The sequence below is a fragment of the Pseudomonas sp. S1_E05 genome (genome assembly GCF_056337105.1).
The window spans coordinates 4,415,086-4,436,354 of sequence record NZ_JBFRHM010000001.1 but is presented as its reverse complement, the minus strand read 5'-3'; the positions used below and the strand labels follow the sequence as shown (position 1 = coordinate 4,436,354).

The window sequence follows — 21,269 nt, the reverse complement described above, 5'->3', positions numbered from 1 at the left end:
GCATAGCGTCTGAATGCCAGCCAACAGCGCTGCGGGCCCTAAACGCGCGGTGTGCGACAGGTTGTCGCATCGGCGCAGCAGACTGTCGCCCTGCTATCAACCGAACAGCCGTTTGAACCCTTCTCGCCCATGAAAAGCGCGACGGCATTCGCAAAAGGGGCGCGATGTTGCCAGCTTTGTCGGGGTGTTGGAAGCGCTAACGGGCCAAACGTTAGCGTTGCGCACTTTAATTGTGCGTCTGGCGATTTTTTAGTGTGTTTCTGGTGCGCTGATTCGTTACGAAAGTGAGTCGCAGGGTAACGTTCTGGCAAATTGCCATTAATCTCAATGGGTTGCGATGACTGTCCGGTCGCGCTACAGGCCCCGAAGTTGAAGACTTTGAAACATTTTGGCGCAATATTTGCGTGCAGAATCCGGAACGCCCTGTTGGTTTCTTTTTACGAGAAGGAATGCCAGACCGGGCAGAAGCACATCGCTTTCCTTTACAAAGGTAGTTTCAATGAGCAGTACCCCAAGCTCCAATGGCCTCGAACAGGGGCTCAAACCGCGTCATGTGACCATGCTGTCGATCGCCGGGGTTATCGGTGCCGGCCTGTTCGTCGGCTCCGGCCACGCCATTGCCGCCGCCGGCCCTGCCGTACTCCTGGCTTATGCCGCCGCCGGTATGCTGGTTGTTCTGGTCATGCGTATGCTCGGTGAAATGGCGGTCGCCTCGCCGGACACGGGCTCCTTCTCGACTTACGCTGATCGCGCGATCGGTCATTGGGCCGGATTCACCATCGGCTGGCTCTACTGGTGGTTCTGGGTGCTGGTCATCCCGCTGGAGGCCAACGCCGCCGCGACCATCCTGCACGCGTGGTTCCCGGGTGTGGACATCTGGGCCTTCGCCCTGGTCATCACCATGTTGCTGACCGTCACCAACCTGTTCAGCGTGAAGAACTACGGTGAGTTCGAATTCTGGTTCGCCCTGCTTAAAGTGGTAGCGATCATCGGTTTCATCATCCTCGGTTTGGCGGCGATCTTCGGTTTCCTGCCGGGCAGCCAGGTCAGCGGTGTGTCGCACCTGTTCGATACCCAGGGTTTCCTGCCTAACGGCATGGGCGCGGTGCTGGGTGCGATCCTGACCACCATGTTCTCCTTCATGGGCACCGAGATCGTGACCATTGCGGCCGCGGAATCGAAGAACCCTGGCAAGCAGATCTCCAAGGCCACCAACTCGGTGATCTGGCGGATCGGTTTGTTCTACCTTGTGTCGATCTTCATCGTCGTGGCCCTGGTGCCATGGAACGACCCGGTCCTGGCCAGCGTTGGTTCCTATCAGACCGTGCTTGAGCGCATGGGCATCCCGAACGCCAAGATGATCGTCGACATCGTCGTATTGGTCGCTGTGACCAGTTGCCTGAACTCGGCGCTGTACACCTCGTCGCGCATGTTGTTCTCCCTGGGCAAGCGCGGTGACGCGCCGGCCGTCGCCACTCGCACCAACAAGAGCGGCACGCCTTACTGGGCGGTGATGTTGTCCACTGGCGCGGCCTTCCTGGCCACGTTCGCCAACTACGTGGCCCCGGCCGCCGTGTTCGAATTCCTGTTGGCCAGCTCCGGCGCCATTGCACTGCTGGTGTACCTGGTAATCGCGATTTCGCAACTGCGCATGCGCAAGCAGCGTGTGGCGCGTGGCGAGAAAATCGTCTTCAGCATGTGGCTGTTCCCAGGCCTGACCTACGCGGTAATCGTTTTCATCGTCGCGGCCCTGACCATCATGGGCTTCCAGGACGCCCACCGCGTGGAAATTCTCGCGACCGGCCTGCTCAGCGTACTGGTGGTGGCAACCGGCTTGCTGGTGGCGCGCCGTCGTCGCAGTGAGCGTTTGAGTGCTGCTGTGGCGCGCTGAGGCCCTGGCCTGAGCTGTTGAAACGGAAAAAGGCCGCCTGTCAGTGATGACAAGGCGGCCTTTTTGTTTGCGGCGATAATTTTGATTTAGTGGTCGGTGACCCAGTCTTCAATGCGCAACCCGGACACTCGCTCAAACTCTCTCAAGTTGTTTGTCACGACGATGAGGCCGCGAGAGCGTGCGTGGCCCGCGATCATTGAATCGTAGGGGCCGATGGGTGTTCCATTTTTGGCCAGCTCCGATTGAATCATTCCGGTGTGTGCCGCAGCCTCATTGTCGAAAGACAAAACGTCAAGGCGTGCTGAAAACCCCTCCACAATGGCCAGGTTTTTTTCTGGTGCTGCGGATTTTTCCGCACCGTAGATTAACTCCATCAGGGTTACGGTACTGATGCAGAGCTGCCCTTGATGTCGGTTAAACGCGTCACGTACTGCCTGTGGTTTATTCTTGATGGTAAAGATGCAGATGTTGGTATCCAGCATGTACTTGAGCATCAGAACGCCTCACGCTTCTGCTCTGCCGGTTGCTCTCGTTCGATCATGAAGTCTGGACTGACATTGTCACCGTCGAACCAGCTGTCCCACGTTTCGTCTGCGGGGGTGATGATGCGCGCGCGTCCTACGGCAACCACGTTGACACGTTTCACATCGCTGGGCATTGCAACAGCCTTGGGAAGGCGAACGGCTTGGCTTCGGTTGCTCATGAATAGAGTGGTTTGTTCCATGGGGCCTCCTGTGCTTTTCGCGACGCTATGTGTCGAAAGGATAGCGGCTTGGCTGGATATGTCAATGGGATATACGTTGTCCGTCGACGAAGTGTGGTACTCCATAGAGGAAACAAAAAGGCCGCCTGTCAGCGATGACAGGCGGCCTTTTTTGTTTGGAGCGCGCCGCTTACTCGGCTTTATCTTCCGATGCTTCCAGCGACTGGCGATAGGCATCCAGCGCTTCGCCAAAATCGCTGATGAACTGCGGCTCGCTCAAGGCAGCCTGGGCGGCTTCGCGGTCCATGCCATCGGCCCACATGTGGTAGTCGATCAGCATGTCGGCGGCCAGGTGGGTGGCGGCCATGGCTTCGTTTTCGGCGTTTTCCAGATCCAGCAGTTCCGGGTGATCGTTGATGATCCCGGAAAGGTCGTTCAGCAGAACCGAGAGCATTTCGCTGCGGTCGATGGCTTGCGCATCGCGCATCTTGCTGAACATCGCCAAGGTGTATTCCGGGATCGGTTCGGCCAGGTGACCAAGTTCATCGTCCAGGGCGGCAGGTTTACGGCCGACCATGCGGATTTGCTTGGCTTTGGCTTTGGCGCGCTTGGCGCGTTTCTGTTGCTTGTTCGGGGAGGCCATGGGAGCTCAGTTCGATTTCTGTTGGGTTTGCGCGGCGATCGCGTCGGACGCGGCCACGTAGTCAGCCTGGAACGCCGGGGATTCGATCCACGCCAGGGCGCCAGCTTCGTCGGTTTCAGTGGACCACTGGCGGTACTCGATCAGCGCCGCGAGGATGAAGTCCATCGCGCCTTCTTCGCCTTCCTGCTCGTACACCAGTGCCAGCAACGGATCTTCGAGGAACGCGCCGCACATGGCCTGCTGACTGATTTTCTCGGCGTCGATCATTTTCTTGAACAGTTCGGTGAGATCCACCGATTCAAAATCGATGCGGTCGTCGTTCGGGTCCAGCTCTACCGGCGCGGCAGCCCGCTGGGTGCGGTTCTGCTTGGCCTTGGTTTTGGCGCGGGAGGCGCGTTTTTGCTGCTTGTTGGCGGAAGCCATGGTGTTGATCCGTATGCGTTATGAGGACTGTCTGCGCGGCACCAGCCGCCCGGGAGTGTCGGGTGCCAGTTCGCCGCTTCGCAGCCAGGACAATGCGATGGGCCATAGTGTGGCTTGGTATGCGCTGCGAAAAAAGGCGAAATGTCCGACTTGTTGCTCGGCGATGTCTTCTGGAGCGATGCGCAAATGGGTATTGGTACCGCCCGTGAAATAGCCGAGCAGGCGTTCGATGGCCGGGATTGTACCGTAGGGATCGTCTGTAACGCTGATTGCCAGGGTTTTCGCGGCCATTGTCGCGAAGGGCAGGGCACCGAGTCGGTCGATGAGCGCGCGACCGCTTGGGCGCGTTTCATAGCGGCGGGTGGGCGTACTCCAGTCACGGACGACCCCAGCCGGGGTGTCTTCGAGCCAGCCAAGACGTTTACCGGGGAAAAAACCGCAGAACATTGTGATCAGCGGCATCATCACATGCCATTTACCGAACATCCGCCAGCGATGAGCCGGCGCATAGTCGCGCCAGTAAGCGAATTGCGCGCCGACGGTCACCAGGCGCCGGATGACATGCCCGGACGCCCCCAGGCCCGCCGCACAGCCGCCGAAGCTGTGGCCGACAACGTCAATGGGCTGGCCGGGGAATTCGCGCTGGGCGCGCTGGAGCATCGCCTCGAAATCCAGCGCACCCCAGTCGGACCATGACGCCTTCAAGCCTTTCAGCGACTCGGGCCGCGATTCGCCGATGCCGCGGTAGTCGTAGGTGATGACATCGAAGCCATTGGCAAACAGGTAATCGGCGAAGCGCGAATAGTGCCGGCAGCGCACCGAGGTGGCGGCGTTGATGATCACCACCGGGCGTATCGCGTCGGGACTTGCGTGTCGCCAGGTAAAGCCGCCGAGGATGAAGCCGTCTGCGGCGGGTTCCTTGAACGGAGCGGGGGAGGCGCAGGTTGGCAGCGGCGAGGCAATTTGCGTGGGCGCCAGTGAAATGTCCTGCGAGTTCATCAGATGCAGACCTCTACGGGGAGTTGCCAACGATAGCCCTGGAGCGGTGGTTGAACAATCCATCCGGTTTCGCAGGATCGCTGCGACAGGTTCAACCTGTAGTCCAATTCGCAGTGACCCCAAGTACTAATCAATCTAAAACTTGGGCGCGCCGCAGCCAATCCAAAGAAGGTAACGGTTGGGCTCCATGGAGCCCGGGATTCGTCCCATGAAACGTTCCCTTGCAGTCATTCTTCCCCTCGCTGCCGTTGGCCTGATGATGTTCTCGGTTGCGCTAGACGCCGCGAGCTCTGAGCCTTTCGACAATGCCGGTGTGCAGATCCAGCGGCAGGAGCAAAACGGAGTGGCTTATCTGTCCGGCGGTATCGGCGAGGACGAGGCGAAGGCCATCCAGCACGCGACGGGCTATAACCTGCACATGACCTTTTCCATCGGGCCTGAGGGCAAGTATGTGCCTGACGTCGATGTGGTGGTGCAGAAGGCACAAGGGCCGACAGTGTTGACGCTGAGCCAGGCCGGCCCCTTGGTCTATGTGCAATTGCCACCCGGCAAATACATGGTGGTTGCAACCCGTGGGGGGGAGGCACGGCACAGCGCGGCGGAAGTCACCAACGGCGTGGCACGCAATCTTGTTTTTCACTGGAGTGGTGACGAGTGAAGCAAGTGCTATAGCGAAAGTCAGGGCGCGCCCACCACCTGCATTAATGCGACGCGCAATGGATTGGTTTCCACGCTCAGGAGCTTGATGGCCAAGGCGCAACACACCACGATCAACATGGGCTTGATCAATTTCGGGCCCACCCGTACAGCGGCGCGGGCACCCAATTGTGCACCTACGCAGGCGGCTGCAGCCATCGCGATTGCTATCGGCCAGACGATCACGCCTTTGGTGATGAATACCGCCAGTGATCCTAGGTTGCAGGAGGCGTTGGCGAGTTTGGTAAAGCTCATGGCTCGCATCATTCCCAATCCACAAAGCAATACAAAACCGACGATGAAGAACGAGCCTACGCCGGGGCCGAATATGCCGTCATAGAATCCCAGGATGGGTGCCACCGTGAACGAAAACAGCAGAACGCCGATTCTTTTGCGCCGATCTTCGTTGGCCAGCTTCGGAGTGAGTGCGAAATAAACGGCGACTAGGATCAGCATGATCGGTACGGTGATCTCCAGGTATCGTTTATCCACTGAGCTGACGAGCAATGCGCCACTGGCCCCGCCGATAAATCCGCAGAGAATCAGAAAGCGACCATTGCGCCATTCGATCATCCCCTTGCGGGCAAAGGCGGCCGTTGCCGATAGCGTCGCCGAAGCGGCCTGAAATTTATTCGTCGCGATTGCGCTGATGGGATCAACGCCGGCCAGAAACAAGGCAGGTAGAGTGATCAACCCTCCACCTCCCGCAATTGCATCAAAAAATCCGGCGCAGAATGCGACGAGCGCCAACAGGCCAATTACATCCCAAGACATTCCATTTCCTCTTTCGCAGCACTTGATCGCATGATTGGTTTGTTCACACCCTGCGGACTCAACCTTGCAGCAGCAATTGGTCTTCTGAAATAACGATCGGGGATGAGAACTTGGAAAGCCCGAAAATTCGAACTAGAACCCGACTATTGTTTTTGATCACATCGCGGCAGTGCAGGGCGCGAGTGTTGTTGATGATCATGGCTGACTCCTGGTTGAGCATGTATTCGGTCGGAGCCGCCTCGGTATGCGGGCCAAGGGCCAGACCGGAATGGGAGCTGATTTCTTTGTGATCTGGCTCGTCGGGGATTCTGGTCAGCCCGCCGCCCTTGAAGTTAGCGACCAACCGAATCATCTTCCCTTCGTTATCCATGTCATAGGCGAAGGCTTTATGGTCGACCAACTCGAGCAGAATCTGATTCCTGGCTGCCAGCCATAGAACGTCGTGTCGGTTCTCCAGCGATCTCAGGTTCGGTAGTTCGTGGGGAGGAGGGGAATCAGTGATCGTTCGCAGTCCCTCAAAGACCAACACGCAAACATGGCCTTCGGAATAGGCTCGCAGCAGTTCGCTTTGTTGCTTCGAGCACGAGAGCTTTAAGGCAGTGGCTGCCAGAGCGGCTTTGGACCTCGCTCCCGACGTCTGTGGCCCCCCGATGCCGGCGAGCTCCTCGGCAAAATGGTGAATCAGCGTTGACTGCCGAGCATCAAAACGCAAAGTCCAGATGTCTGGCTGCGTTGAAGACTCAGTGGTTTTTGCGCCAGCTATCATCGCGTCGGTCATTGTCTACGTCCCAGTAGTGCAATCTGCTCCAGGTGATACGGCAGATCCTTGCTGATTCTGCTCAAGCCGAGAACGAGCGTATGTCGTCCATTTCCGTGAATGCACACGGAGCGCTCCGAAAGTCGCGAGAGATTGTTGGGAGGGGAAACCCCGAAGGCAACGAATAGCCCGGCAAAGCGTCTTCTGGTTTAGGGGGGAGCGTGATAGACGCTGCGTCAAAGGCTGTGCAGGAGGCTGGAGCGGTGACTTATCAAATCCCAGGCATAAAAAAACCCTGAATCTTGCAATTCAGGGTTTTCGGTATTTGGTGCCCAGAGACGGAATCGAACCGCCGACACGGGGATTTTCAATCCCCTGCTCTACCGACTGAGCTATCTGGGCAACGGGGCGCATTAAACGGGTTTTTCAGGGGGTCGTCAAGCAAGTTTTCAAAAAAATTTAATTATTACCGTCGCTTACGTTCCGACCCCGATGCAATGGGGTTATTCAGCTGGCGGCACGTAGCCTTCGGCCTTGGCGTAATCTTCGCCCGAGAAGTACTTGTCCATTTCGCCCTGCAGGTATTTGCGATCCTCGGCGTTCATCATGTTCAGGCGCTTTTCGTTGATCAGCAGGGTCTGGTGTTTCTGCCAGTCGGCCCAGGCCTTGGCCGAGACGTGGTCGAAAATATCCTGGCCCTTGGCGCCCGGGAATGGAGCGCGCTCCAGGGCGGGCAATTCTTCTTTGTACTTGCGGCACATGATGGTGCGGGTCATGAGGACTCTCCTGCGTTCAATACGGCGGCCGCGCGTTCGAGCAAGGTTTTGACCGGGGCGGCAAGGCCCAGGCGCGGCGGGGTGGCGAGGTTATACCAGAGCCAGTCGGCCTCGGCCACGTGATGGCCGGCTTCCTGGACCTGGACCAGCCAGGGTTCGATGGACAACTGAAAGTGGCTGAAGGTGTGCACCAGGCTGGGCAGCGCCTGTTGCGCACCCAGTTCCAGCGAATGCTGCGAAGCCAGGTGCGGCAGGTCGTCGAGGTCATCGAGTTCCGGCAGGCTCCAGAGCCCGCCCCACAAGCCCGTGGAAGGGCGACGATAAAGCAGGATCGCGCCTTCTTCGTTGGCGAGCATCGGCATCAACGTGCGCTTCTGTGGCACGGCTTTGCGCGGCTTGGGGATGGGGTAACGGGTTTCGAGGCCGAGCATATGCGCTTCGCAGCCCTTTTCCAGCGGGCACAGCAGGCAGCTGGGCTTGCTGCGGGTGCAGAGCGCGGCGCCCAGGTCCATCATCGCCTGGGTATAGGCATTGACCCGATCCTGCGGCGTGAAGCGCTCGGCGGCGGCCCACAGTTGTTTCGCGACCTTCGGCTCGCCAGGGTAGCCTTCCTGGGCGGTAAAGCGCGCCAGCACTCGCTTGACGTTTCCGTCGAGGATCGGCGCACGCAGTCCCATGCTGATGCTGGCAATGGCGCCGGCGGTCGACAGGCCAATCCCCGGCAGCTCGACCAGTTTTTCCACATCACGCGGAAATTCGCCGCCGTACTCGGTAACGACGATCTTCGCGGTCTTCTGCAAGTTGCGCGCGCGGGTGTAGTAACCCAGGCCGGTCCACAGGTGCAGCACTTCGTCTTCCGGCGCGGCGGCCAGGGCTTCGACGGTCGGCAAGGACGCCATGAACCGGTCGAAGTAATTCAGTACCGTGCTGACCTGGGTTTGCTGCAGCATGATTTCCGAGACCCACACCCGATACGGTGTGATGCCCTGTTGCCAGGGCAGGTCATGGCGACCGTGGCGGTCGAACCAGTCCAGCACCGCCGTTGAAAACTGCTCGGCTCTCATCGCTTGAACAGCCCCTTCAGTGCGTTTTTCAGTTCAGGACTGACTTTGTCGCCAAGTTTCTCGTCGATTTTTTCGCTGATCTTGTCGCCAGCCAGTTTGCTCGCAACCTGTCCCATGCGTTCGTTATCAAGACGGCAGGCCTTGGCCCCCAGCTCCAGCGGGCCACGGCAACGCAGCGGCCACTCGATGCCGACAAACTTGTCGCCGACCTGGCAGGCGGGATCCGGCATGGCACTGGTGTCGCCCTCGACGATGATGCCGACCCGGTAATCCATGCCCAGGACGCGCAGGTCAATGTCACCGTCGCCGTTAACCGTCATGCCCGGGATGCGCACCTTCAGGTCCGGGTTGCTGGCCACGCCATTACGGAAGGTCAGGTTGCCCTTGAGTTCCTGGAAGGGGGTGTCCTTGCCGCGTGGTTCGCCGCTGAGGGACTTGCGGTTGAGGGTGGCGATGCCTTTGCACAGTTGCTGCTCCAGGTTGGCATTGAGCAGCACACCGTTGTTGATGACGAAACTGGCGTTGCCGTTGAGGGTGTCGATCAGGGCTTTCTGGCTGTTACCGGTGCCGGTCACATTGCTGTTGAGCGTGACCAGGCCCTTGACTGGCGGGTTCTTGTCCTGGCTTTCGAGGATTTTTTCCGCTGGTACTTTGCTGATGTTGGTCTGCAGGTTCAGGGTCGGCACGTCAGGGCGCACATCGAGGATGCCCTTGGCCTCAAAGTTGCCGTCGTACAGGTCACCGCGCAGGTTTTGCAGGGTCAAAAGTCCTTCTTTGCCATTGGCCTTGAGCACGGCGTTCTGGATTGGCAGCTTTTCCAGGGTGAGTTGGCCAAACGTCAGGTCGGCGTCAACGTCGAGTTTGCGCAGGCGCTCAACCGGTAGCAGTCGATCCGTGCTCCAGGCTTGCTTGGTGGGTTTGTCCGGCAGCGGTGTGCTGCCGCTGCCGGCGAGGGCATCGGCTTCGGTGCTGGCCACTTCTGCCTGGCGCACTTGCTTGGCGCTGTTGGCTTCGGCGGATTTTGGCGGCAGATAGCGGTCGACGTTGAACGTGTCGGCCTTGAGCACTGCGCGCAGCGATTGCTTGGCGAAATCCTCGACGGCAATGCGCCCGCTGAAGGTGCTGTCGTCGATTTTCAGGTTGATGTTGTCCAGCGACAGGCTGGTCGGCGTGGCGGCGACTCGGCTTACCAGTTCGACTTTGCTCAGGCTGCCCTCGGCCATGGCCGGCAGTTGCTGGCCAATGCTGTCGACGAACTTCGCCAGGTCCAGTTGCGCAATCGAAATGCCGCCATTGATTTGCGGGGTCTTGTCGAGGTCATTGACCTTCAGCTCCCCCAGGGCGCGCAGCTGATTGGCGGAAATCTTGATGCCTGTCCATTCGGCGACGTTCGCTGCTTTATCCAGCAGCAATTGCCCTTGGGCGGCGAAGGTCACGGTCTTGCCCTGTAGCGGGTCGCCAGCGACTTCGCCGGACAGCTTCATGTCTTCGAATTTGTAGCGTTGCAGCGCGCGTTCAAAGCGCAGCTCGCCATTGAGTTCTGTGCGCACCCGCAGAACGGGTTGATTGCTGCCGAGGAAGGCGGTGAGCTTGACCGGAATATTGGTGGAGTCGTGAACGGGGCCGGTGCTCAGCTGGATGCTTTCGGCGCTGAACTGCTTGCCGGTCTGTTCGTCGCTGTATTCGACGCGGGCGTTGTTGACGGTCAGGCTGTCGATGTCCAGGCGAATCGGCTGCGCCGGTTTTTCCGCTTGGGCCGTGGTCGGTTGCGCGGGTGGAGTTTCGCCCGCAGGTGCGGCAGGCGTGGTCGTACTGGCGATTGCCGGTACCTTGCCGATGTCTTCCCAGTTGCCGTGGCCGTCCTTGTCGCGGTTCAGGCGCAGGTTCAGGCCTTCGACCCGCACGTCACTCATCTGCACTTCACGACGCAGCAACGGCAAGACGCGCACCGACAGGCCGAGCATCTGCAGGTCGGCGAAAGGCTCGGTGGGTTTGGCCAGGGTTGCGACGCTGGCATCGTGCAATTCCAGGCCAAGCCAAGGGAACAGACTCCAGCCAATGTCGCCATTGAGCGTCAGCTCGATGTGGGCCTTGTTGCGGGCAATCTGGCGAATTTCGTCTTTATAGTCGTTGGGATCGAAGAGGTGGGTCAGGGCAAAGCCCAGCGCCACAATGATCAGCAACAGCCCGAGAAGTACCAGACCCAGGATTTTGCCGAACGCTTTCATGGGCGAGTCCTTGTTTTAGTCGAATTCGAATTTAGCCGGGGAGTATAGCGCTCCAAAGTGGACGACCGGTCATCGATCAATCCGGCGACACATCCAGCGGCACTTTCAGTTTGGCAGCCAGCGCCTGGGCTTCAAGGTGCCCGGCGGGTGCCAGCAGGCGTAATGCCGCACCCGATTGCGACGCCATTTTCTGCGCTTCGTTCACCAGTCGTTCGGCCACTCCGCGGCGGCGGGTCACTTTTCGCACGCAAAGTTGTGAGAGCTTCCAGACCTCCCCATGTCTCTGCAGGCGTGCCGCGCCCAACAGTCTGTCGTTGAAACGACCGCCGATCAGCGAGCCGTCCTTGAGGCAGCTTTCGATGAGTTGCACATCATCGGCAAACGGGGCGAACAGCCACTCTGGCGCGTCGCGATAGATCTTCTGCAGATCCTGCTGATCCTGGGCGGTGGCCTGTTTCAGCGACTCGATGATGATCGGCATGACGGTTCCTTGAGAGGTACGAAAACAGATGACTTTGCAAAAGTGATATCAGATTGCTTTTTCTGTCACGCGCAAATGTTACCCTCTGCGGGTTCGTCCGTCCTTCTGCGACCCCATGTCGCACCAAAATGGAGCTTCACCCCGCAAAATAACAGTCATGCGTGCGCATAAAGGCTGGGGGTGAGGAGTGGCTGGCGAACCATTCTAATAATTGGGGGATACCTAATGAGCACTAGCACCACGGCGGACGGCTATAGCGCCGACAAGCCCTCGTTCCTGTCCAAGGAACGCATTATCGCCAAGCCCGGTTTCAACCGTTGGCTGGTACCACCGGCCGCTCTGGCCATCCACCTTTGCATCGGCATGGCCTATGGTTTCTCGGTGTTTTGGCTGCCGCTGTCCAAAGCACTGGGCGTCACCAAGGCTGTAGCCTGCGAACCTGACATGAGCTTCATCGCGCAGGTTTTCTCTTCGCAATGCGACTGGCCGATCTCGATGCTCGGCTGGATCTACACCCTGTTCTTCATCTTCCTGGGCTGCTCTGCAGCGATCTGGGGTGGCTGGCTGGAGCACGCCGGTCCACGCAAGGCGGGCGTTGTTTCCGCACTGTGCTGGTGCGGCGGCCTGCTGATTTCGGCGCTGGGCGTATACACGCACCAGATCTGGCTGATGTGGATCGGTTCCGGGGTCATTGGTGGTATCGGTCTGGGCCTGGGCTACATCTCGCCGGTGTCGACCCTGATCAAGTGGTTCCCGGACAAACGAGGCATGGCGACCGGTATGGCCATCATGGGCTTCGGTGGTGGTGCGATGGTCGGTGCGCCACTGGCTGCCGCCCTGATGGGCCACTTCGCTTCGCCAACCAGCGTGGGCGTGTGGCAGAGCTTTTTGGTGATGGCTGCGATCTACTTCGTGTTCATGATCGGTGGCGCGCTGTCCTATCGTGTTCCGCCAACCGGCTGGAAGCCTGAGGGCTGGACCGCGCCGGCAAAAAAGCCTCGAACGCGATGATCACCCATCGTCACGTGCACGTGAATGTGGCGTGGAAAACCCCGCAATTCCGTCTGGTCTGGCTGGTGCTGTGCCTGAACGTTTCGGCGGGTATCGGCATCCTGGGCATGGCGTCGCCACTGTTGCAGGAAGTGTTCGGCGGCAAGCTGCTAGGCAATGACCTGCCGTTCGGCCAGCTGGACGCGGGTCAACTGGCCTCGATCGCGGCCATCGCTGCCGGTTTCACGGGTCTGCTGAGCCTGTTCAACATCGGCGGCCGGTTCTTCTGGGCATCGTTCTCGGACTACCTGGGTCGCAAAAACACCTACTTCGTGTTCTTCGCATTGGGTTTTGCCCTGTACGCGCTGATTCCGAACCTGGGTCACCTGGGCAACGTCGCGCTGTTCGTGGCGGCGTTCTGCATCATCCTGTCGATGTACGGCGGTGGTTTCGCTACCGTTCCAGCCTATCTGGCGGACCTGTTCGGTACGCAAATGGTTGGCGCAATCCATGGTCGACTGCTGACTGCCTGGGCGGCGGCGGGCGTACTGGGTCCGGTGCTGGTGAACTACCTGCGTGAGTATCAGTTGAGCATCGGCGTTGAACGCGCCGCCGCCTATGACATCACCTTGTACATCCTCGCCGGCCTGCTGGTGCTGGGCTTCATCTGCAACATGCTGGTGCGTCCGGTGGCCGACAAGTACTTCATGACCGACGCTGAACTGGCGGCCGAACAGGCGCTGGGGCACGACAAGGGTGCTGACGCCAGCACCGTGCTGGAGTGGAAAGCAGCGCCTGGCACCAAGCCGTTGGCGATCGCTGCCTGGCTGGTGGTGGGCATTCCGTTGGCATGGGGCATCTGGGTGACGCTGCAGAAAACGGCGGTGCTGTTCCACTAAGCGATTTGGCCCGGGCCTTATGGGGTTCGGGCCAGTCCTGTGAACCAAAACCTGTAGGAGCGGGCTTGCCCGCGATAGCGGTCTGACAGTCAAAGAAGAGTTGACTGAAACACCGCTATCGCGGGCAAGCCCGCTCCTACAGTGGTTTTCACATCCCCGGTTCGCAGCTTGTACGCACATGTACATCCCCGACCGACGGGATTTCTATCCGTCAGCGATATCACCTCCCGTGTATCTGTTTGCCGCCCGCGCGCCTATAATGGTGCCTTTTTCGCCCAATGATTTTGCGGAGCTGGTGATGGCCGAACGTAAGGCGTCTGTCGAGCGCGACACTCTGGAAACCCAGATCAAAGCCTCGATCAACCTGGATGGCACCGGTAAGGCCCGGTTTGACATCGGTGTTCCTTTTCTTGAGCACATGCTCGACCAGATCGCTCGTCACGGGCTGATCGACCTGGATATCGTCAGCAAGGGCGACCTGCATATCGACGACCACCACACCGTGGAAGACGTCGGTATCACCCTGGGTCAGGCGTTCACACAGGCTATCGGTGACAAGAAAGGCATTCGTCGCTACGGCCACGCCTACGTGCCGCTCGATGAAGCGCTGTCGCGCGTGGTCATCGACTTCTCTGGCCGTCCGGGCCTGCAGATGCATGTTCCGTATACCCGTGCCACCGTCGGCGGTTTCGACGTTGACCTGTTCCAGGAATTCTTCCAGGGCTTCGTCAACCACGCCAACGTCACGCTGCACATCGACAACCTGCGTGGCCACAACACCCACCACCAGATCGAAACCGTGTTCAAGGCCTTCGGCCGCGCCCTGCGCATGGCCGTCGAGCTCGATGACCGCATGGCCGGTCAGATGCCATCGACCAAGGGCGTCCTGTAATGCAGACGGTTGCGGTAATCGATTACGGCATGGGTAACCTGCACTCGGTGGCCAAGGCCCTCGAGCACGTGGGTGCCGGCAAGGTGCTGATCACCAGCGATGCCAACGTCATTCGCGAAGCCGACCGGGTAGTGTTCCCAGGTGTTGGCGCCATTCGCGATTGCATGGCGGAGATTCGTCGCCTGGGCTTCGATACGCTGGTGCGTGAAGTCAGCCAGGACCGCCCGTTCCTCGGTATCTGCGTGGGCATGCAAGCCTTGCTCGACAGCAGCGAAGAAAACGGCGGCGTCGACTGCATCGGTCTGTTTCCCGGTGAAGTGAAGTTCTTCGGCAAGGACCTGCACGAAGACGGCGAACACCTCAAAGTGCCACACATGGGCTGGAACCAGGTCAAGCAGGCGGTCAATCACCCGCTGTGGCATGACATTCCAGACATGGCGCGGTTCTACTTCGTGCACAGCTATTACATCGCCGCCGCCAACGCGCGTCAGGTGGTGGGCAGCGGTCACTACGGTGTCGATTTCGCCGCCGCGCTGGCCGATGGCTCGCGTTTCGCGGTGCAGTTCCATCCCGAGAAAAGCCATACCCATGGCCTGCAATTGCTGCAGAACTTCGCGGCGTGGGACGGGCGCTGGTAAATGGCCGTCAAGAAGAAGCCGCCGATCCTGACCCTCACGCCCGAACAGGAGCGTGAGGCCAATCAAAAGATCCAGCGCTTCATGGAGGATCGCTTCGAACTGGACCTGGGTTCGTTCGAAGCGGCCGAAATCCTTGAGCTGTTTACCCGTGAAATTGCTCCGCATTATTACAACAGGGCGATTTTCGATGTGCAGGCGCACCTCAAGGAGAGGTTCGAAAGCATCGAAAGCGACTTGTGGGCGCTTGAAAAGAATTAGCAGCTGCAAGCCGCAAGCTTCAAGCTGCAAGAACTTGTGTGCCGCTCGCTTGCAGCTTATGGCTTGCAGCTAGCAGCTCTTTTGACGAAGGAAAAAGCATGCTCATTATTCCCGCTATCGATCTTAAAGACGGTGCCTGTGTTCGTCTGCGCCAGGGCCGCATGGAAGATTCCACGGTGTTCTCCGATGACCCGGTGAGCATGGCTGCCAAGTGGGTGGAGGGCGGTTGCCGCCGTCTGCATCTGGTCGACCTGAACGGCGCCTTCGAAGGTCAGCCGGTCAACGGTGAGGTGGTCACGGCCATCGCCAAGCGCTACCCGAATCTGCCGATCCAGATTGGTGGGGGCATCCGTTCCCTGGAAACCATCGAGCACTACGTCAAGGCAGGCGTGAGCTACGTGATCATCGGCACCAAGGCCGTGAAAGACCCGGCCTTCGTTACCGAAGCCTGCCGTGCGTTCCCGGGCAAGGTGATCGTCGGCCTCGACGCCAAGGACGGTTTCGTCGCCACCGACGGCTGGGCTGAAATCAGCACCGTTCAGGTGATCGACCTGGCCAAGCAGTTCGAAGCCGATGGCGTGTCCGCCATTGTTTACACCGACATTGCCAAAGACGGCATGATGCAGGGCTGCAACGTACCGTTCACCGCCGCGCTGGCCGCTGCCACGAAGATCCCGGTGATTGCGTCCGGTGGCATCCACAACCTGGGTGACATCAAGTCGCTGCTCGACGCCCGCGCACCCGGCATCATCGGCGCGATTACAGGCCGCGCGATTTACGAGGGCACTCTGGATGTCGCTGAGGCTCAAGCGTTCTGTGATGGCTACGCGGCCAGCTCCAAGCTGTAAGCTCCAAGCTGCAAGTTGGAAGCGCGACGCGATCCGCTTCTACTTGCAGCTTGTAGCTTGAAGCTTGCAACTCTTAATCGGAGATTAAGCCTATGGCTTTAGCCAAGCGCATCATCCCCTGCCTGGACGTAGACAACGGCCGGGTCGTCAAAGGTGTGAAGTTCGAGAACATCCGCGACGCCGGCGACCCGGTGGAAATCGCCCGTCGTTATGACGAGCAGGGTGCCGACGAGATTACCTTTCTCGACATCACTGCCAGCGTCGATGGCCGGGACACCACGCTGCACACTGTCGAGCGCATGGCCAGCCAGGTGTTCATCCCGCTGACCGTCGGCGGTGGTGTGCGCACCGTGCAGGACATCCGTAATTTGCTCAATGCGGGCGCGGACAAGGTCTCGATCAACACCGCCGCAGTATTCAACCCGGAGTTCGTCGGCGAAGCGGCGCAGCATTTTGGTTCGCAGTGCATCGTCGTGGCCATCGACGCAAAAAAGGTATCCGGGCCAGGCGAAACGCCGCGCTGGGAGATCTTCACCCACGGCGGCCGCAAGCCGACCGGTCTCGACGCCGTCGAATGGGCGAAAAAGATGGAAGGCCTGGGAGCCGGTGAAATCCTCCTGACCAGCATGGACCAGGACGGCATGAAAAACGGTTTCGACTTGGGCGTAACCCGTGCGATCAGCGATGCGCTGGGTATTCCGGTGATCGCTTCCGGTGGCGTCGGCAACCTGCAACACCTGGCCGACGGTATTCTCGAAGGCCATGCCAGTGCGGTATTGGCGGCCAGCATTTTCCACTTCGGTGAATACACCGTGCAGGAAGCCAAGGCCTATATGGCCCATCGCGGTATCGTCATGCGCTGACTGCCAAAGCCTCGGAACACGATGTTCCGAGGCTTTGCTGTGCAATGAGATCAAAAGGCCAGTAGACAGCGCCACACGCTCAGGGCACTCTTGGGTACGCCATGGATTTCGGTAGCCTGACATGATCAAACGCCTGCTTCTTGCTCTCGCCAGCGTTTCCCTCCTGTTCGTCAATGGAGCTCACTCGGCAGCGAATCCCGATGCCGATCTGGTGTTGCTCACGGAAAACTTCCCGCCCTACAACATGGCCAAAAACGGCAAGAACTTTGCCCAGGACGAGAACATCAACGGCATCGCCGTCGACATCGTTCGCGAGATCTTCAAGCGAGCCGAAATTTCCTACAGTCTGACGCTGCGATTCCCTTGGGAGCGCATCTACAAGCTTGCCCTCGAGAAGCCGGGTTATGGCGTGTTCGTGATGGCGCGGCTGCCCGACCGCGAGAAGCTGTTCAAGTGGGTCGGCCCGATTGGTCCGGACGACTGGATCATGCTGGCCAAGGCAGACAGCAAGATCACCCTGGAAACCCTGGACGATGCGCGCAAGTACAAGATCGGTGCGTACAAAGGTGATGCGATCGCCGAGACCCTGGCCAAGCAGGGACTGAAACCGATTGTCGTACTGCGCGATCAGGACAACGCGAAAAAACTCACCAGCGGCCAGATCGATCTGTGGGCGACCGGTGACCCGGCGGGGCGCTACCTGGCGCGCCAGGACGGCGTGACGGGGCTCAAGACGATATTGCGCTTCAACAGTGCCGAGTTGTACCTGGCGCTTAACAAGGACGTGCCGGACGAAACCGTCGCCAAGCTACAGGCTGCGCTGGATCAGTTGCGCAAGGATGGCGGCGTCGACGAGATCATGGCGCGGTATCTCTGATTAACTCTGTTCCCTGTGGGAGCGGCGGAGCGACGACTCGACTTGCCCGCTCCCACCTGAAAACAGTATCAAGTAGTCAGCGATAAACCCCATCCTTCCCATGCCCCGCCATCGCCTTGTTGCTGCGCACGCTGATCATCAACTTGATGTCGATCCAGTCAATGCCCTGCGCCTTGAGCTTGGGCAGCTCACGCTCCAGCACCGCCAGCGTCTGTGGGTAAGGGTGGCCGATCATCACCGCCGAACCCTGCTTGTGCGCCAGGCTTATCGCAGTCTGTAGCTGGGTGAAAATCGCCGCCTCGGTGCGTTCATCGTCCAGGAACACATCCCGTGAAACGCTCGCCAGGCCAATCTTCTGCGCCTGGGCCGCCGCCACCGTTTGAGCACTGGTACGGCTGTCGACGAAGAACTTGTGCCGTTGCTGCAAATCCGCCATCAACCAGGCCATGGCCGCAGGTTGTGCAGTCATGCGGCTGCCCATGTGGTTATTGATGCCTGCGGTATAGGGCACCCTCTTGAACGCCGCGTTCAGGCGTTTTTCCAGTTCTTCGATAGGTAACTCGGGATGCCACGCGAACGGGCCGGTAGCTGGGTCCATGGGCATGTGCAGGATGACGGTTTTGCCGGCGCGATGGGCTTCGCGGGCGAATTCGGTGGCATGGGGCGTGTCGGGCATGATCGCCGCCGTCACTGGGCCGGGCAGGGCCAGCACACGGCGATCCCGGGGCAGGCTCTGCCCCAGGTCATCGATGATCAGGCTCAGGTAGGCCTTTTGCGGGGTTGAGGTGGCGGGCGTTGCATGGGCAACACCCGCCAGGCAGGTCAACAGGCCGAGGAGCAACTGCAGGCGCATCTCAGCGGCCGGAAGTGATGCTCAGACCTTTGAGCAGGCTCAAGGCCTGTGCCAGCTGGTAATCATCATCCTGCGGCATGGCCTTGGCTTTGCTGTTCGAACCACTTGGCTTGTCCGCGCCGCCGTTGCCATTGCCCAGGTGACCTTGCAGGTCGGCTTCCTTGAAGTACTCGCTGTCCTGCTCGCTGGTGATCTTGGCCTTGCGCACTTCGATGTCCGGCACGATGCCCTGGGCCTGGATCGAGCGACCATTTGGCGTGTAGTACAGTGCCGTGGTGATCTTCAAGGCGCGGTCGTTGTTGAGTGGCAACACGGTTTGAACCGAGCCCTTGCCGAAGCTGTTGGTGCCCATGACCACCGCGCGTTTCTGGTCCTGCAGGGCGCCGGCGACGATTTCCGACGCCGAGGCGCTGCCGCCGTTGATCAGTACCACCATCGGCACTGCTTCGCTTTCGTCCTTGCCGGTGGCGGAGAAGCGCAGTTCGGAGTTGGCGATACGGCCCTTGGTGTAGACGATCAGGCCCTTGGTGATGAAGTGGTCGACGACTTCCACCGCCGCCTGCAGCACGCCGCCCGGGTTGTTGCGCAGGTCCAGGATGATGCCATTGAGCTTCTTGCCGTTGTCCTTGCGCAGCTTGGCCAGGGCCTTGGAGACTTCCTCGCCGGTCTTGACCTGGAACTGGGTGATGCGGATGTAGCCGTAGCCGGACTCCAGCAACTGCGCCTTCACGCTTTTCACCTGGATAATGGCGCGGGTCAGGGTCACGTCGAACGGGGTGCCGCCATCGCGGACCAGGGTCAGGGTGATCTTCTGGCCGATCTTGCCGCGCATCTTGTCCACGGCTTCGGTCATGCTCTGGCCGCGAGTAGGCTGGCCGTTGATCTTGACGATGAAGTCGCCAGCCTGGATGCCCGCTTTCGAGGCCGGGGTGTCATCGATCGGCGAGACCACCTTGATAAAGCCGTCTTCGGCGCCGACTTCGATGCCCAGGCCTCCGAATTCGCCGCTGGTGCTTTCCTGCAATTCAGCGAAGTCTTCCGGGCCCAGGTAGGCGGAGTGTGGGTCGAGATTGCTGAGCATGCCCTTGATGGCGTTTTCCAGCAGTGTCTTGTCGTCCACCGGTTCGACATAGGCCGCCTTGATCCGGTCCATGACCTCGGCAAAGGTGCGCAACTCATCCAGCGGCAATGGCGCTTTGGTGGTTGCAGCAGTGCCTGCAGGCGCGACCGCCGCAGCCGGTTGAGCAGCGAACGCCAGGGGCGCGCCGATCACCAGGGCGATCGTCAGGGCCAGCGAGGTAAGGCGAGACAAATGCAGCATGTCGAACAAACTCCTGAATTAGGCGGCACGCTTATCCTTGCGTGCGGCACCATTGGGCCGGATCACTGGGGTGACCCTGCTGACGAATTGCGAAATACAGCGCTGGTGTGTCCTGCCCGCCACTGTTGCCGACAGTGGAGATGGACTCACCGGCTTTTACCACGTCACCCGCAGACTTGAGCAGCGTCTGGTTGTGACCGTAAAGACTCAAAAAACCATTGCCATGATCCAGGATCACCAGCAGGCCGGCGCCGCGCAACCAGTCGGCGAACACCACCCGCCCGCCGTGTACGGCGTGCACCTGGCTGCCGGCGGAGGCGCTGATCATCACACCATCCCACTTGGTGCGCGAGTCGTCGCCACGGGTTTCACCAAAACGTGCCAGCAATCGACCATCAACTGGCCATGGAAGTTTGCCGCGAGTTGACGCAAAGGGGCCGCCGAAGGTTTCACCTGAACTGGAAACCAGCGCGCCGGGTGTCGATTTGGTTGTTTTCCGTGGGGCGTCGCTGGCATCTGCGTCAGCCTGAGCCTCACGTAAACGCTTTTTTTCGGCTTCCTGCTGGGCGATCAGCGCTTTTTGTCGCGCTTCTTCTGCCTCACGAGCCTGGCGAGCCAGGGTTTCCTCGATGGTTTTAAGGACTTTAGACAGGTCTGCCTGATCCTGCTCGCGGGCGGCGAGTTTCTGGTCTCGCGCCTTTACATCGTCGTTGAGCTTGGCCAGGACTTGCTGGCGCTCCTTGCGGACTTTCTCGAGTTCATCGCGCTGGGTGTCGAGGCTGCTCTTCTGCACCAGCAATTGCGCCTGTTGCAGGCCGATGTCTTTTTCGACATTGGCCAGTTGGCGCAGGGTTTCGTTGAAGTTCTTCAACTGCTCCAGGCGGGCCTGGCTCAGGTAATCGTAATAGGTGAGGGTGCGGGCGAATTTTTCCGGATTTTGCTGGTTGAGCAGCAGTTTCAGGTACTCCTGACGGCCATTCTGGTAGGCCGCGCGGGCCTGGATGGCGATCAGTCGTTGCTGTTCAGTGCGCGCGCTCTGGAGTTTTTTCTCCGCATCGAGTCGTTGCAACTCGGTTTCGCTTTTTTTCAGCTCTTTCTGCAAGGTTTCGACCTGCTTCTCGAGCTTGCCCATCTCGGTTTCGGTGCCCTTGAGGTCCTTCTGGACGCCGGACTTTTCTTCCTGCAGCTTGCCCAGCAGTTTTTTCAGCTCGGCAATGTCCTGACGCGTGGCGTCCAACTGTTGTTGGGTTTGCGCGCGCTCGTCGGCGAAAGCCGGTTGGAGCAGGCAAGTCAGAGCAAGGGCTATCAGGACGCGAAGCATAGAGACAGGCGGCACCAGGGTTAGGGACGGCCTAGTATGCCCGCCATACGCTGCAAAAAAAACGCCCAAATGGG

General features: G+C 59.6%; 22 protein-coding genes, 1 tRNA gene and 1 pseudogene. 9 read left to right on the top strand and 15 right to left on the bottom strand.

Translation table 11 applies throughout. The annotated features are described in order from the left end of the window. Positions 1–499: 499 nt before the first annotated feature. On the top strand, positions 500–1,891 hold the full coding sequence (gene gabP / locus AB4N33_RS20375) for a GABA permease (protein ID WP_460118977.1): 1,392 nt from the start codon (positions 500–502) through the stop codon (positions 1,889–1,891). Positions 1,892–1,977: 86 nt separating this feature from the next. Here gabP and vapC read toward each other — a convergent pair whose 3' ends face one another. The 5 genes from vapC to AB4N33_RS20350 form a co-directional block, all read right to left on the bottom strand. Beyond that, positions 1,978–2,385: a type II toxin-antitoxin system tRNA(fMet)-specific endonuclease VapC gene (gene vapC / locus AB4N33_RS20370; protein WP_476458117.1), complete on the bottom strand. Its 408-nt coding sequence runs from the start codon at positions 2,383–2,385 to the stop codon at positions 1,978–1,980. Then, complete coding sequence (gene vapB / locus AB4N33_RS20365) at positions 2,385–2,615, bottom strand: type II toxin-antitoxin system VapB family antitoxin (RefSeq protein WP_476458116.1); 231 nt, start codon at positions 2,613–2,615, stop codon at positions 2,385–2,387. Before vapB ends, vapC begins: the two co-directional genes overlap by 1 nt. Positions 2,616–2,784: 169 nt before the next feature. Then, on the bottom strand, positions 2,785–3,237 hold the full coding sequence (locus AB4N33_RS20360) for a hypothetical protein (RefSeq protein ID WP_476458115.1): 453 nt from the start codon (positions 3,235–3,237) through the stop codon (positions 2,785–2,787). A 6-nt stretch (positions 3,238–3,243) separates the two neighbouring features. Continuing rightward, the gene (locus AB4N33_RS20355) at positions 3,244–3,660 is read right to left on the bottom strand and encodes a hypothetical protein (RefSeq protein ID WP_460118967.1); all 417 of its coding nucleotides are present in this window, start codon (positions 3,658–3,660) and stop codon (positions 3,244–3,246) included. A gap of 18 nt (positions 3,661–3,678) precedes the next feature. Next, complete coding sequence (locus AB4N33_RS20350) at positions 3,679–4,659, bottom strand: alpha/beta hydrolase family protein (RefSeq protein WP_476458114.1); 981 nt, start codon at positions 4,657–4,659, stop codon at positions 3,679–3,681. A gap of 208 nt (positions 4,660–4,867) precedes the next feature. On the opposite strand from AB4N33_RS20350, the gene AB4N33_RS20345 reads away from it, so the two are divergent. After that, complete coding sequence (locus AB4N33_RS20345; protein WP_476458113.1) at positions 4,868–5,317, top strand: carboxypeptidase regulatory-like domain-containing protein; 450 nt, start codon at positions 4,868–4,870, stop codon at positions 5,315–5,317. A gap of 20 nt (positions 5,318–5,337) precedes the next feature. On the opposite strand, the gene AB4N33_RS20340 is transcribed toward AB4N33_RS20345, so the two are convergent. The 7 genes from AB4N33_RS20340 to panM form a co-directional block, all read right to left on the bottom strand. Further along, a complete protein-coding gene (locus tag AB4N33_RS20340; RefSeq protein WP_460140483.1) occupies positions 5,338–6,129 on the bottom strand; it encodes a TSUP family transporter in 792 nt (263 codons plus the stop codon). 58 nt (positions 6,130–6,187) lie between these two features. Next, positions 6,188–6,907: a hypothetical protein gene (locus AB4N33_RS20335; protein WP_476458112.1), complete on the bottom strand. Its 720-nt coding sequence runs from the start codon at positions 6,905–6,907 to the stop codon at positions 6,188–6,190. Positions 6,908–7,212: 305 nt separating this feature from the next. Beyond that, positions 7,213–7,288: transfer RNA gene (locus AB4N33_RS20330), tRNA-Phe, on the bottom strand. A gap of 101 nt (positions 7,289–7,389) precedes the next feature. After that, complete coding sequence (locus AB4N33_RS20325; protein WP_003220737.1) at positions 7,390–7,662, bottom strand: oxidative damage protection protein; 273 nt, start codon at positions 7,660–7,662, stop codon at positions 7,390–7,392. After that, on the bottom strand, positions 7,659–8,726 hold the full coding sequence (mutY, locus tag AB4N33_RS20320; protein WP_476458111.1) for an A/G-specific adenine glycosylase: 1,068 nt from the start codon (positions 8,724–8,726) through the stop codon (positions 7,659–7,661). The genes AB4N33_RS20325 and mutY overlap by 4 nt, the downstream gene beginning before the upstream one ends. Beyond that, positions 8,723–10,954: an AsmA family protein gene (locus tag AB4N33_RS20315; protein ID WP_476458110.1), complete on the bottom strand. Its 2,232-nt coding sequence runs from the start codon at positions 10,952–10,954 to the stop codon at positions 8,723–8,725. The genes mutY and AB4N33_RS20315 overlap by 4 nt, the downstream gene beginning before the upstream one ends. A gap of 76 nt (positions 10,955–11,030) precedes the next feature. Next, positions 11,031–11,435, bottom strand: coding sequence for an aspartate 1-decarboxylase autocleavage activator PanM (panM, locus tag AB4N33_RS20310; protein ID WP_460118952.1), 405 nt, complete (start codon positions 11,433–11,435; stop codon positions 11,031–11,033). A 225-nt stretch (positions 11,436–11,660) separates the two neighbouring features. Here panM and AB4N33_RS20305 point away from each other — a divergent pair. The 7 genes and pseudogenes from AB4N33_RS20305 to AB4N33_RS20275 all read left to right on the top strand — a co-directional run bounded on the left by AB4N33_RS20305 (position 11,661) and on the right by AB4N33_RS20275 (position 17,700). Then, positions 11,661–13,324, top strand: a pseudogene (locus AB4N33_RS20305) (OFA family MFS transporter). A gap of 298 nt (positions 13,325–13,622) precedes the next feature. Then, on the top strand, positions 13,623–14,216 hold the full coding sequence (hisB, locus tag AB4N33_RS20300; protein WP_024778052.1) for an imidazoleglycerol-phosphate dehydratase HisB: 594 nt from the start codon (positions 13,623–13,625) through the stop codon (positions 14,214–14,216). Next, on the top strand, positions 14,216–14,854 hold the full coding sequence (hisH, locus tag AB4N33_RS20295) for an imidazole glycerol phosphate synthase subunit HisH (protein WP_460118948.1): 639 nt from the start codon (positions 14,216–14,218) through the stop codon (positions 14,852–14,854). The genes hisB and hisH overlap by 1 nt, the downstream gene beginning before the upstream one ends. After that, positions 14,855–15,112, top strand: coding sequence for a DUF2164 domain-containing protein (locus AB4N33_RS20290; RefSeq protein WP_460118946.1), 258 nt, complete (start codon positions 14,855–14,857; stop codon positions 15,110–15,112). Positions 15,113–15,210: 98 nt separating this feature from the next. Next, positions 15,211–15,960, top strand: coding sequence for a 1-(5-phosphoribosyl)-5-[(5-phosphoribosylamino)methylideneamino]imidazole-4-carboxamide isomerase (hisA, locus tag AB4N33_RS20285; RefSeq protein ID WP_460118945.1), 750 nt, complete (start codon positions 15,211–15,213; stop codon positions 15,958–15,960). Positions 15,961–16,052: 92 nt separating this feature from the next. Continuing rightward, positions 16,053–16,823 (top strand): imidazole glycerol phosphate synthase subunit HisF, encoded by a 771-nt coding sequence (gene hisF, locus AB4N33_RS20280; RefSeq protein ID WP_007897430.1) that lies wholly within the window; start codon positions 16,053–16,055, stop codon positions 16,821–16,823. A 121-nt stretch (positions 16,824–16,944) separates the two neighbouring features. Continuing rightward, a complete protein-coding gene (locus AB4N33_RS20275; RefSeq protein WP_476458109.1) occupies positions 16,945–17,700 on the top strand; it encodes a substrate-binding periplasmic protein in 756 nt (251 codons plus the stop codon). Between the two features lie 76 nt (positions 17,701–17,776). Here the strand turns inward: AB4N33_RS20275 and AB4N33_RS20270 are convergent, their stop codons facing one another. The 3 genes from AB4N33_RS20270 to AB4N33_RS20260 are packed head-to-tail and all read right to left on the bottom strand — an operon-like array spanning position 17,777 to position 21,195. Further along, positions 17,777–18,553, bottom strand: coding sequence for a divergent polysaccharide deacetylase family protein (locus tag AB4N33_RS20270; RefSeq protein ID WP_476458108.1), 777 nt, complete (start codon positions 18,551–18,553; stop codon positions 17,777–17,779). Position 18,554: 1 nt separating this feature from the next. Beyond that, positions 18,555–19,874: a S41 family peptidase gene (locus AB4N33_RS20265; RefSeq protein ID WP_476458107.1), complete on the bottom strand. Its 1,320-nt coding sequence runs from the start codon at positions 19,872–19,874 to the stop codon at positions 18,555–18,557. A 31-nt stretch (positions 19,875–19,905) separates the two neighbouring features. Continuing rightward, positions 19,906–21,195, bottom strand: a complete 1,290-nt coding sequence (locus tag AB4N33_RS20260; RefSeq protein WP_476458106.1) for a murein hydrolase activator EnvC family protein — start codon at positions 21,193–21,195, stop codon at positions 19,906–19,908. Positions 21,196–21,269 lie beyond the last annotated feature (74 nt).

Excerpts from the sequence above, each read along its gene's own strand:
- panM (WP_460118952.1), bottom strand. The coding sequence starts at position 11,435 with ATGCCGATCATCATCGAGTCGCTGAAACAGGCCACCGCCCAGGATCAG.
- hisF (WP_007897430.1), top strand. The coding sequence starts at position 16,053 with ATGGCTTTAGCCAAGCGCATCATCCCCTGCCTGGACGTAGACAACGGC.
- AB4N33_RS20260 (WP_476458106.1), bottom strand. The coding sequence starts at position 21,195 with ATGCTTCGCGTCCTGATAGCCCTTGCTCTGACTTGCCTGCTCCAACCG.
- gabP (WP_460118977.1), top strand. The coding sequence starts at position 500 with ATGAGCAGTACCCCAAGCTCCAATGGCCTCGAACAGGGGCTCAAACCG.
- vapB (WP_476458116.1), bottom strand. The coding sequence starts at position 2,615 with ATGGAACAAACCACTCTATTCATGAGCAACCGAAGCCAAGCCGTTCGC.
- AB4N33_RS20265 (WP_476458107.1), bottom strand. The coding sequence starts at position 19,874 with ATGCTGCATTTGTCTCGCCTTACCTCGCTGGCCCTGACGATCGCCCTG.
- AB4N33_RS20350 (WP_476458114.1), bottom strand. The coding sequence starts at position 4,659 with ATGAACTCGCAGGACATTTCACTGGCGCCCACGCAAATTGCCTCGCCG.
- hisB (WP_024778052.1), top strand. The coding sequence starts at position 13,623 with ATGGCCGAACGTAAGGCGTCTGTCGAGCGCGACACTCTGGAAACCCAG.
- AB4N33_RS20340 (WP_460140483.1), bottom strand. The coding sequence starts at position 6,129 with ATGTCTTGGGATGTAATTGGCCTGTTGGCGCTCGTCGCATTCTGCGCC.
- AB4N33_RS20355 (WP_460118967.1), bottom strand. The coding sequence starts at position 3,660 with ATGGCTTCCGCCAACAAGCAGCAAAAACGCGCCTCCCGCGCCAAAACC.
- AB4N33_RS20270 (WP_476458108.1), bottom strand. The coding sequence starts at position 18,553 with ATGCGCCTGCAGTTGCTCCTCGGCCTGTTGACCTGCCTGGCGGGTGTT.
- hisH (WP_460118948.1), top strand. The coding sequence starts at position 14,216 with ATGCAGACGGTTGCGGTAATCGATTACGGCATGGGTAACCTGCACTCG.
- AB4N33_RS20275 (WP_476458109.1), top strand. The coding sequence starts at position 16,945 with ATGATCAAACGCCTGCTTCTTGCTCTCGCCAGCGTTTCCCTCCTGTTC.
- AB4N33_RS20335 (WP_476458112.1), bottom strand. The coding sequence starts at position 6,907 with ATGACCGACGCGATGATAGCTGGCGCAAAAACCACTGAGTCTTCAACG.
- hisA (WP_460118945.1), top strand. The coding sequence starts at position 15,211 with ATGCTCATTATTCCCGCTATCGATCTTAAAGACGGTGCCTGTGTTCGT.
- AB4N33_RS20325 (WP_003220737.1), bottom strand. The coding sequence starts at position 7,662 with ATGACCCGCACCATCATGTGCCGCAAGTACAAAGAAGAATTGCCCGCC.
- AB4N33_RS20345 (WP_476458113.1), top strand. The coding sequence starts at position 4,868 with ATGAAACGTTCCCTTGCAGTCATTCTTCCCCTCGCTGCCGTTGGCCTG.
- AB4N33_RS20290 (WP_460118946.1), top strand. The coding sequence starts at position 14,855 with ATGGCCGTCAAGAAGAAGCCGCCGATCCTGACCCTCACGCCCGAACAG.
- AB4N33_RS20360 (WP_476458115.1), bottom strand. The coding sequence starts at position 3,237 with ATGGCCTCCCCGAACAAGCAACAGAAACGCGCCAAGCGCGCCAAAGCC.
- AB4N33_RS20315 (WP_476458110.1), bottom strand. The coding sequence starts at position 10,954 with ATGAAAGCGTTCGGCAAAATCCTGGGTCTGGTACTTCTCGGGCTGTTG.
- vapC (WP_476458117.1), bottom strand. The coding sequence starts at position 2,385 with ATGCTCAAGTACATGCTGGATACCAACATCTGCATCTTTACCATCAAG.
- mutY (WP_476458111.1), bottom strand. The coding sequence starts at position 8,726 with ATGAGAGCCGAGCAGTTTTCAACGGCGGTGCTGGACTGGTTCGACCGC.